We start from the raw sequence: 11185 nt of genomic DNA on the forward strand, positions 1-11185 counted from the left end.
AAATAGATAAGGGAATAATGAATGCCTTAGTTTAAAATTTAGATTTTTTAAAAAAGAGAGTTGTTTTCCAGGCCTTCAAAATAGGTGTCAATTTCCAGATTGGGTGAGCTGGCAGCCGCTACGGCAAGTTTGTCACAGAGCTCATTTTCAAAATGACCTGCATGCCCTTTTACCCAGTGCATTTTTGGAGTGTGTTTATTATACATTTCAATAAATCTTTTCCAGAGATCCGGGTTTTTCACATTTTTCCATCCTCTCTTGATCCATCCGGCAATCCAGTTTTGATTGACTGCATCAGCGACATATTTGCTGTCGGTATAAATATGAATATCGTTCTCCGAAGATTTTAGTTTTTCAAGAGCTGTAATAACAGCGAGGAGTTCCATCCTGTTATTGGTGGTTTTTCTGAAACCTTTTGAGAATGTTTTCTGGTAGTTTTTTTCAGGAACCCGCATCAGGATTCCATAGCCTCCTTTTCCGGGATTTCCGCTGCATGCACCGTCAGTATATATTTCGATTCTCAAGTTGGATTGCTGTATGTAAAATTATAAATAGTAAAGCCTTTCTATCCTTTTAAAATTAAAAAGGAAAATCATCATCATCATCAAAATCATTCATGGAAGACCCTGATAACTTTGAGCTGTCCGGAAGATCAAATGCGGCACCTGGCTGAATGGTAGTCTTAATTTTATCAAAACCACTCGGTTCGGAAGATCCGAAATTGGAAGGATATCCTCCTAAGCCTCCATCTAATGCAGCTTCAATATCACCGAATTTTGCAAAATGTTTTAAGAAGGATAATCTTACATCAGCGGTGGCACCATTCCTGTGTTTGGCAATAATTAATTCGGCCTGATTTTCTGTTGGTGTCTCCTGGCCTTCTTCGTCATTATCCCAAACGGCAATTTTATAATATTCCGGTCTGAAGATGAAAGATACAATATCCGCATCCTGCTCAATCGCTCCGGATTCCCTTAGGTCAGAAAGCTGAGGTCTTTTTCCGGGACGGGCTTCCACACTTCTTGATAGCTGGGAAAGGGCAATTACCGGAACATTCAATTCTTTGGCAATAGCTTTCAGTGAACGGGAGATCATGGAGATTTCCTGTTCACGGTTTCCAACTCCTTTTCCTCCGCCTCCTGCAGTCATCAGCTGAAGGTAGTCGACCATGATCAGTCTTACACCGTGCTGCATCACCAGTCTTCGGCATTTTGCACGGAAGTCAAATATAGAAAGGGAAGGGGTTTCATCAATAAACAGCGGTGCATTTTCAAGTTCGGATACATTGGAGAACAGTCTCTGCCATTCTTCATCATCCAGGGTTCCTTTTCGCAGTTTTTCGGAAGAAATTTTTGTTTCGGAAGCAATCATCCTGGTGATCAGCTGTACAGATGCCATCTCGAGAGAGAACAAAACCATTGGGATCTTATGCCCTACAGCAATATTTCTTGCCATGGACAGAAGAAACGCTGTTTTCCCCATTGCGGGACGTGCAGCAATAATGATAAGGTCAGAATTCTGCCAGCCTCCGGTTTCTTTGTCAATATCTCTGAATCCTGAAGGAACTCCTGAAAGTCCTTCTTTGTCTTTTAAGGATTTAATAGTGTCAATAGCCTGCTTTACCAATGAATTGGCTGTGTCAAATCCTTTTTTGATGGTTCCGTTGGTGATCTCAAAGAAAGATTGTTCCGCTTTATCCAAAAGTTCAAATACATCGGTAGATTCTTTGTAAGAAGAATCGATCACGTTGGCAGAAACATTGATCAGGCTTCGTAAAATATATTTTTCAAGAATGACACGTACATGGTATTCAATATGAGCAGATGAACTTACTCCCATGGTAAGATCGATGATGTAATGATCACCTCCGGCCATATTTAATTTATCCTCTTTTTTCAGCTCCTGGATAATCGTCATCAGATCCACAGGGTGGTTGCCTTCATAAAGCTTCAGGATCGTGGAAAAAATAACCTGATGTCTTGGGTCATAAAATACTTCCGGAGTAAGAAGGTCAATAGAATGGTCAAGTCCCTTTTTGTCAATCAAAAAAGTTCCGATAACCAGTCTTTCAAAATCTACTGCATTGGGAGGCATTTTCCCATCCGCAATTGAGAGCTCTTTTGCAAAGTTTCCATGGGTAAGGGATGATAATGTTTCTTTCTGCGCCATACTGCAAAGATAGTTTATTTGGGAAAAATAATTTATAAATAGTAACCAACAACTTATCAGCAATCCCGTCTGGTTTGTAATGGGCAAAAGATAAAAGATTGTTGATAAAAAATTCGGGTGTCAAAAATAAAAAAATTCAATCAATAATTTTATCTGAAGAAAAAAAGTCAATGAATTTTTCTTTTTTATGTGTAACGATATGGTAGGACGAGACAAATTGGTAAAATAAAAAAGACTGCCTCGGAAGACAGTCTTTTGTTATGATCAAAAAGAAATGGTTATTCTTTATTCTTTAGTAGTATCCATCCTGAATATTTCGTTTCGGTACTGTTTTTATCATTTTCGTTCCATGAGATCGTATACCAGTAAGTTCCTGTTGGAAGCTTCTTGCCGGAAGCCGTTCCGTCCCACTTATAGTTTCTGATTTTATTAGCTTCATATAGCTTGTTGCCATATCTGTCATAGACAATAAACACAAGGTTTTTCTTGTAAGATAAAGCAGAATAATCAATGTCGTCATTTATTTTATCTCCATTTGGAGTAATCGCATTAATCAGATTGGGTACAGTAACGGTGATCTGAATAGGAGTACAGTCGTAAGAATCTTTCAGGAATATTTTGTTTTCTCCTCTTGGAAGTCCACTGAAAACATTAGAATCCTGCCAGTTAACACCATCTATTGAGTACTTGTAAGGAGGAATTCCACCTGACGCATTCACTGTGATTGTGTTGTTGCTGATTTCTACACTTGAGATCACCGGCTGCTTGGAAGCAAAAACGGTTACTGTCTGAAGTGTGAAACATTTACCTGTTTTCAGTTTTACCCAATAAATGCCTATTCCTGCATTGTTGATAGATTGTGTGGTATCACCTGTGCTCCATTCGTATCCGTCAAATCCTGGCCCCGCGTCCAGTGTGGTTTTTTCCTCCGCACATATTGTTTTGTCTTTCAGGACTAGTGATTTTACCGGAGGAAGCACTTTTAATGTAATCTTGGCGATATCATAACACTGATTGGCACTGGTAATTCTTACATATACTTCAGAGCTTTCTGCAAGATACGTTGCCGGTGCTGAAATAGGATTGGTCTCGTTCTGGGCATCAGTAAGAGTTTTATAGAATTTGGATATTTGACCGGCAACACCGCCTACATTTACCTTTGTAAGGTCAAACATAGCATGGGTGATATCATTTTCTATATAACATTCTTCTACCAGTACATCTCTTAAAGTAACTACCGGATGGAATGATAGCTGTATCGTAACGGTAGCAGTACATCCGAATGCAGAAATTATTTTTGCATAAATTGTCTTCTCGCCTGAGATATATGCTGTAGGATTTGTGATCTCGTTCGTATCAGCGTTCAGATCTGCAAGCGTAGGGTAATATTTTTTCGTAACTGTTCCCGTGAATATATCTGCTGTGGTAAGATCAAACTTTCCAGTTCCTTCGCCATCATTGTTACAGGCAAAAATGGTAGCATTTCTACCGGTAATACTGGCGTCTACAAATTTAAACTTACCGCTTATGAAACATTTGTTGATAACATTGTCCGGGTTAGCCGGATCCAGATATCGGATTCTGTAGTAATAGTCTGTGGTTGCATTTACTGTAGCAATCGTTAAAGGGTCTTCGCCTGTCACTACATCGTTGGTATTATCATGGTAGGTAACCTGGAAGTTAGGGTTGTTACCGTTAATAATACCGGCAGTAAGAGTGTTAAAGTTAAACTGCGAAGGAAGTCCGCATACCATGATCTTGGTAGGGTCGGTTGGAGCAGCGCCCGGGATACCAGGCGGAATAAAAGGATTCGGAGCAAGAACCGGATCGTTGAATGCAGAGCTCAAGGTAGCAGTACCACCCCATACCAGCTTAAATCCATCTGGAGAGCTCTCGAAGTTATCTACAATAAGATAGTAGGTTTGTCCGGCTATTACATCCATATAAGGACTCCATTCTCCCTGGTTTCCTGCAGTTCCGGTACCATTAGGTGCTCCGGGTGGCGGTATGGTCAGGCTAAGTCCGGTGTCACCATTAGGAACTCTACCGGCATAATTACATCTGATTGGTGTAACAAAAACGTTGTTGGTGTTCAGAGATGCACAACCATTAGTTGCAGGGCCGTATACTGCAAAATCGTAATCATCTGTATTAACATTAGGATCAATGGTAAATGATAAGGTTCCGGATGTTGCGATTGTAAAAGTATACCATACTGAGTAATTTTCATCTCTGCCCAGACATCCGCTTTGTGACAGTTCTTCTTGAATGTTTCCATGTCCTGAGGGAGTATAAGAGATATCTGAGTTCCCGCAGAGTGGAATTGCCGTAATACAGTCGGACTGTGCGTAAAACACCTGTGTTATAAATAAAATTAAAAGAAGTAATGTTTTTTTCATGTTTAAAATGATTTTTGTGAAACAAGATTTTGAGCAAAATAAAGTTATCAGCATCTATGTTAAAAAAACCGCTCCCTGGAGCGGTTTTATTTTATAATGAATTACTCTCTGTTTTTTACCATTACCCATCCTGAGAATTTGAATGGGGTGTTCTTTTTGTCATTTTCATTCCATGTTACAGAATACCAGTAGGTTCCTGTTGGAATTTTTTTGCCGGCTACGGTTCCGTCCCACTTATAGCCGTTTGTTTTATCAGCCTGGTGGATTTTAGTTCCGTATCTGTCGAAAATACTTAAGACAAGACCGTTCTTGCCGGATAAGGCAGAATAATCAATAACGTCATTGATCCCATCTCCGTTTGGAGTAATAACGTTGATCAGGTTTGGTACTACCACAGTTATTTCGATCGGTTCACAGTCGTATGCATCTTTTACATATACCTTGTGATCTCCTCTTGAAATGTTGGTGAATACATTAGAATCCTGCCAGTTGATATTATCCAGAGAATATTTATACTCAGGAGTTCCTGCAATTACATTCACAGTGATGGTAGTGTTTGTAATGTCAATATTAGAAACAACTGGCTGCTCAGAAGCATATACTTTTACCTTTTGTGTAGCGATACAGTCACCGGTTTTCAATCTTACCCAGTAAGTTCCTACACCTACATTAGTGATAGACTGTGTGGTTGCTCCCGTACTCCATTCGTAACCTGAGAATCCAGGACCTGCATCCAGTGTAGTTTTATCTTCAATACAGATAATTTTGTCCTGAAGTACATTTGAGTAAACCGGAGAAAATTACTGTAAGCGTTACTTTTGCAATTGAATAACATCCCTGTGCGTTAAATACTTTTACATAGATCACTCCTGACGGTGCTGTATAGGTTAAGAAATTTAAAATCTCGTTAGTCCCGTTTTGAGCATCCGAAAGGGAAGGGTAATATTTTTTAGGTGCTGTACCCGTAACTACCGGGGCATTACTTAGATTGAAAGTGCCCAGTGAAGGATTGTTTTCTAGAGAACATGATCTTAAAGAAGCAGGAGTTACTGCTACCAGCGGATGAAATTTCAGAGTGATCTCTGCCGTGGCAGTACATCCGAATTCATTCGTTGCTTTTACAAATATTTTTCCTTCAGCTGAAACAAACTGATAGATAGCAGGGCTTGTAATTTCATTAGTGCCTGCATTAAGATCGAACATTGTAGGATAATATTGCAGCACATGGGTAGGACCGGCTCCAACATTAGCTGTGGTAAGGTCATACATTGCTGTTCCTGAACTGTTATTACTACAGCTGGTAAGCGTAGCATTGGTTAAGGTAAAGCTTGCATCTTTAAATTTGAATTTTCCTGTAATAAAACAGCCATTCATAGGGTTTGTCGGATTAACCGGGTCCTGATATACAATTCTATAATAGTAAGGTAATGTTAGACTCACAACTTCTGAGGTTACAGGATTTCCTCCCGTAATAGCATCATTCGTATTTTTATGATAGCTTACCTTGAAATTTGGACTGTTACCGTTAATAACTGCTGCACTTAATGAACTAAAGTTGAATGGAGTAGCCAATGAACATATCATTACTTCATTCGGGTCATTCGGGTTAGCTGCAGGAAGTCCTGGAGTTAAAAATGGAAACGGCGCCAGAGAAGGATCGTTGAATGCAGAGCTTAAACTTGCAGTCCCTGTCCATGTTAGTGAGAATCCATCCGGAGAACTTCTAAAGTTGTCTACAACAAGATAATAAGTTTCTCCAGCCTGTACCACCATATGTGGGCTCCATTCAGCCTGGTTTCCGGCACTACCGTTGGTATTTGGCGGAGGCGGAGGCGGAATTGTAAGTAGCAGACCTGTATTTCCCTGTGAACTCCCTGTTCCATTGTAGTTACATCTCAAAGGAGTTACAAAAACATTGTTATTGTTCAAAGAAGTACAGCCATTTGTTGTTGGACCGTAAACAGCAAAGTCATAATCATCTGTGTCAATATTGGGATTAATAACGAATGCTAGTGTTCCGGAAGTCGCTGCTGTAAAGCTATACCATACAGAAAAGTGCTCATTGTCTATATCATTCAGACAAGAATTAGCACCAATTCCTTCCAGTACATTTCCTGGTCCGGAGGGGGTATAAGAAATATCTGAGTTTCCGCAGATTGATATTGCACTAATACAATCTGATTGGGCATAAAATATATGCGAACAGAAGATTAGAAAAATGAGTAATGCTTTTTTCATAAAGGGGGATTTAAAAAAGACAAATATAAAAAATTATTAAAGTTAATTTAAAGATTTTGTGATATATTTAATAGAATCAGCATATTGTTGTTTAATATTTCATTTTTCTCAGCTTGGGATTTGTACTTCCTACAAGCAGTGCAATGAGTACCGTCATGCTCCCTCCAAACACCACAGACCGCACTACGCCTAATAGTTTTGCCATTAGACCGCTTTCAAACTGTCCCATTTCATTGCTGGACATGATAAAAATAGAATTCACACTCAGTACACGTCCCCGGATGTGATCCGGAGTTTTAAGCTGAACAATGGTTCCCCTGATCACTACTGAGATTCCATCAAGCATCCCGCTCATCACAAGGAACATAAATGAAAGCCAATACATTTTGGATAATCCAAAACCAATGATGCAGAACCCAAACCCGGCAACAACGGCCAGAAGAATTTTTCCTTGATTTTTTCTTAAGGGAACAACTGCCAAAAGTGTAATAATACACATGGAACCGATATCGGAAGCTGCATTCAGAAGCCCGAAACCTTCCGCTCCTGCATCCAGAATGTCGGTGGCAAAAACCGGAATCATCGCAACAGCACCTCCGAAAAGTACCGCAAACATATCAAGGCATAAAGCGCCTAAAATCTCTTTCGTCTTGAAAATATAAGAAATCCCCTCACGCATACTTTCTACAACATTTACATTCTCTTTTTTGTATTCTGAATGCTGTTGTTTGAGTTGCCAGAAGAATAGAGAAGCGATAAATATCAAAGAAATAATGACGATCAATGTCCATTTTACTCCGAAGAATCCGATAAGAAGCCCACCTGCAGCATGCCCGCAGACAGAAGAGATCAGGAATGTAGCCTGGTTTAGAGTTACCGCATTTGGAAGATTCTCTTTCTTTACAATTTTAGGAATCATAGACGGAACAATAGGTCCGATGAAAGCTCTTGCAATGCCTGTAAAAAATATGACACCATAGATATAGTAAGTGATCTCGTGCCCGCTGAAATGCAGTTCTACATTTAAGAAAGCCGGGATCAGCAGAAGCCCGATCAGAAAAATATAAGTGTAATTACAGATCAGAAGCAGCCTCTTTTTTTCATTCATATCAATCACATGACCCGCATATAAAGCACAGCTTACCGCAGGAATTACTTCCGAAAGTCCGATAAGGCCAATTGAAAAAGGATCTTTTGTTAATTGATATACCCACCATCCCAATAAAGTAGCAAGCATTCTGAAGGCTAAAACAATAAAAAATCTTCCCGTAAGAAGATTCCTGAATTCAACATTTTGCAATGTTTTTAACGGTGTAAAGGAAATCATGCACAAAAATAGCCCTAAATATTCATTTAAGGCTGTTTGTATCTTGTTTTTTTAAATGATAAATCAAATAGGTTTTGAAAGATAAAATCTATTTTAGTCTGCCCTCAGTGAACTGATCACGATAGCAGCAACACCTGCAGCTCCTATTACGGTGGCGCCTGCTGTTACTCTCGCTTTCGATCTGTCTTTTACCGCTGCAACATTAGATTTAGGGATAATTACTTCTGTACTGTCCTTTTTACCTGCGGTACCAATAAGATTGTCTCCGTCAACGTTTCTGAACAGCATTTTCTGCTTTGGAGAGCCATCTTTCATGGTAACTACATAAAATTTTCCAGCTTGTAAATTAGAATAATTGTTTTTAGAAATATCCTCACTGTATTTTGTAGTAGCACATGAAGAGATCACAAATAAAGAGGTTAGTAAAGATGATTTTAAAAGTACAGATGCTCTCATTATTATTTTTTAGTTTTTCAAATTTATAATTTTTTTCCAATATATGTTTTTTGAATTGAAAAAATATCTTTTAAAGTTTGTAAGTTTCTAATAGATCTGCAATTTTTCTGTCATTGGCTAGTCTTGGCGTTTTGTTCTGACCTCCCAGTTTGCCCTGTGATTTTGCATACTCGTGAAAAGCATTCTTTTTCAGTGTTGTGATCTGGAGCTTCTGCAGAATATTTCCTGTGATCAAATCCTTATAATACGTATTTCTGTTTTGAAGCTGAAGATCTAATTCATTTCTGAAGAATTCAAGGTTTTCAGGTTCCTTTTCAAATTCTATCAGCCATTCATGATGCGGAAGTCCTTCTGCAGGGTTTACCTGTGGTGCCAAATGAAACTCGGTGATCTGGGCAGGATACTTTTCTAATGTAGCCTTTATTGCCTCCTCTACCTCAAAGGCAATTACGTGCTCTCCAAATGCTGAAGTAAAATGTTTTGTTCTTCCGCTTACCAGGATTCTATACGGATCTTTATCAATAAACCTTACCACATCTCCAATTGAATAAGCCCACAAACCAGAATTTGTAGTAAGAATCAGCGCATAATCTTTATTAAGCTCCACATCTTTTAAAGTTAATCTTCGTGCTTCCGGCTTTCCATATTCTTCTAAAGGAATAAATTCATAGAAAATTCCATGATCGGTCAAGAGAAGTAGGCCTTCTTTGGTATAATCGTCCTGAAATGCAAAAAATCCTTCAGAGGCTGGAAATGTCTGAACAATATCAACCTTTCCGCCCAAAAGATCCTCCATTTTATCACGGTATGGTTCATAATTAACACCTCCGGTCACGATCAACTGAAGATTAGGGAAAAGGGATTTGATTTTTTTGCCATGCCTTTCAGTCAGCTTTTCAAAATACATGATCAGCCATGGTGGGATGCCGGAGATCAGTGTCATATTTTCATGTTCTGTTTCCTCAACGATCTTGTCTACTTTAGCTTCCCAGTCTTCCATCATATTGGTTTCCCAGCTTGGAAGACGGTTTTTCTGAAGATAATTCGGAATATGATGGGCGACAATTCCGGAAAGTCTCCCTGTTTTTATCCCAAAAACCTCTTCCAGTTCAGGGCTGCCCTGAAGAAATATCATTTTCCCATTCACAAAATCTGCATTGTTTTTCTGTGCGATATAATGGAAAAGCGCACTTTGTGCAGCTGCAATCTGATATGGCATTCCCTCTTTAGAAATAGGAATGTATTTAGAGCCCGAAGTAGTTCCTGAAGTTTTTGCAAAATACTCAGGTGTTTCCGGCCAGAGGATATTAGCCTGTCCTTTTTTTACCCTTTCAATATAAGGTTTCAGGTCTTCGTAATCAGCAACAGGTACCTTTTCTTGGAATTCTTTTACAGAATGAATATTTTCAAAACCATGCTCCCTCCCGAAAAGAGTTTTCTGAGCCGTCTTTACAAGAGACAGCAAAAGAGCTTCCTGATTCTTTTCCGAATTTTTTTTGAATTCCCCGGCTTTTCGGACATGTTTTTTTGCCCAAACCAGTGCTGTGTTTTTCTTGAAGAAATTTAACATGGTTCAAATTTATAAATAAGTATAGAATATGAAACCATTTTCCTTTGGATAAAACCATAAAAAACCGGCGAATGAGTCACCGGTTCTTCGAAATTTGATTATGAAAATAACAACTATATGTTAAAGTTTACTTGTTTGCTTTGTACCTTTTGTCAGGAGTACCATCTTTTTTTAGGTTTTTGTTTTCTTTATACCTTTTGTCTGGCGTTCCGTCCTTCTTCATTTTAGCTGCAGGTTTTGCAGTTTTAGCTGCAGGAGCCTTTATCATTTTTGTAGTTGGATGAGGAGCTGCGGTGGTAGCCGGAGCAGTCTGTTGGGCAGTTGCAAATCCTAGTCCTAATGCTAGTGACATTGCTGTTAAAAATTTTTTCATGAGGGTATTGTTTATTTTTTCTTGAGTAAAGGTATACAAAAAGCGAGCTGAAAAAGTTGAATTTCTAAACTTAACTAAAGTTTATTACAGCTTAAAAAAATCTTAAAAGCAAGGCTTTAGACATAAAAAAGCCTGCTTAGTAAATAAAAGCAGGCTCTGATATAAGTATGAATAGTTGATTATCGGGTACAGTTGGCTGTCCAGGTTTTACCATCCTTCAAATATAAGATTTTCAATTCGTTATTGTCAATTCTTATATAAGATGTAGCAGTTCCACCTACCATTACCAGTGTGTGGTCACCCTGCTGCTGAAATTCTACTCCGTTAAGATCTGGAATACCATTGGAGAATGCAAAATTATATTTTGTTCCGCTGGCGATTTTAGTCACAAATACACTTCCGTTATCTGTGCTGTTGTTTGTAGATCCGTCATTATAGGAAATTTTTCCTTTATAGGTTCCTGCGAAGAAATCGTTGTTTACGGGATCATCATCGTCACTGCACGACGTGAAAGATAATGCGGTAAAAAATACCAGCATAAAAAGGCCTAAGATTTTGATTGCTTTTTTCATAATTTTATTTCTTTAAGTTTACTAGGTATAATTTTCAAACACTATGCCACGCAGGAATGCTGTAGTTATTTTAACTTTTAA

Annotated in this window: 10 protein-coding genes; all 10 read right to left on the bottom strand. The window is 38.7% G+C overall.

Annotated elements, in window-relative coordinates; translation table 11 throughout:
* Positions 1–47: 47 nt before the first annotated feature.
* The 10 genes from rnhA to QF044_RS19770 all read right to left on the bottom strand — a co-directional run bounded on the left by rnhA (position 48) and on the right by QF044_RS19770 (position 11104).
* The gene (gene rnhA / locus QF044_RS19725) at positions 48–524 is read right to left on the bottom strand and encodes a ribonuclease HI (protein WP_307271027.1); all 477 of its coding nucleotides are present in this window, start codon (positions 522–524) and stop codon (positions 48–50) included.
* Between the two features lie 55 nt (positions 525–579).
* Positions 580–2169, bottom strand: coding sequence for a replicative DNA helicase (gene dnaB, locus QF044_RS19730; RefSeq protein WP_307271030.1), 1590 nt, complete (start codon positions 2167–2169; stop codon positions 580–582).
* 278 nt (positions 2170–2447) lie between these two features.
* Entirely contained in the window at positions 2448–4568 is a 2121-nt protein-coding gene (locus tag QF044_RS19735) for a T9SS type B sorting domain-containing protein (protein ID WP_307271032.1), read from the bottom strand.
* A 101-nt stretch (positions 4569–4669) separates the two neighbouring features.
* On the bottom strand, positions 4670–5209 hold the full coding sequence (locus tag QF044_RS19740; protein WP_307271034.1) for a T9SS type B sorting domain-containing protein: 540 nt from the start codon (positions 5207–5209) through the stop codon (positions 4670–4672).
* 109 nt (positions 5210–5318) lie between these two features.
* Positions 5319–6806: a hypothetical protein gene (locus QF044_RS19745; RefSeq protein WP_307271036.1), complete on the bottom strand. Its 1488-nt coding sequence runs from the start codon at positions 6804–6806 to the stop codon at positions 5319–5321.
* A gap of 91 nt (positions 6807–6897) precedes the next feature.
* Positions 6898–8133 carry an MFS transporter gene (locus QF044_RS19750; RefSeq protein ID WP_307271038.1) on the bottom strand — a complete coding sequence of 412 codons (1236 nt, stop codon included), beginning with the start codon at positions 8131–8133 and terminating at the stop codon, positions 6898–6900.
* Between the two features lie 93 nt (positions 8134–8226).
* Positions 8227–8589: a hypothetical protein gene (locus QF044_RS19755; protein ID WP_307271041.1), complete on the bottom strand. Its 363-nt coding sequence runs from the start codon at positions 8587–8589 to the stop codon at positions 8227–8229.
* A gap of 70 nt (positions 8590–8659) precedes the next feature.
* Positions 8660–10159: a GH3 auxin-responsive promoter family protein gene (locus QF044_RS19760; RefSeq protein ID WP_307271045.1), complete on the bottom strand. Its 1500-nt coding sequence runs from the start codon at positions 10157–10159 to the stop codon at positions 8660–8662.
* 127 nt (positions 10160–10286) lie between these two features.
* Positions 10287–10532 carry a hypothetical protein gene (locus QF044_RS19765; RefSeq protein ID WP_307271048.1) on the bottom strand — a complete coding sequence of 82 codons (246 nt, stop codon included), beginning with the start codon at positions 10530–10532 and terminating at the stop codon, positions 10287–10289.
* A 179-nt stretch (positions 10533–10711) separates the two neighbouring features.
* Positions 10712–11104, bottom strand: a complete 393-nt coding sequence (locus QF044_RS19770) for a hypothetical protein (protein ID WP_307271051.1) — start codon at positions 11102–11104, stop codon at positions 10712–10714.
* Positions 11105–11185: the final 81 nt, after the last annotated feature.

This window comes from Chryseobacterium sp. W4I1 (assembly GCF_030816115.1).
Classification (GTDB): Bacteria; Bacteroidota; Bacteroidia; order Flavobacteriales; family Weeksellaceae; genus Chryseobacterium.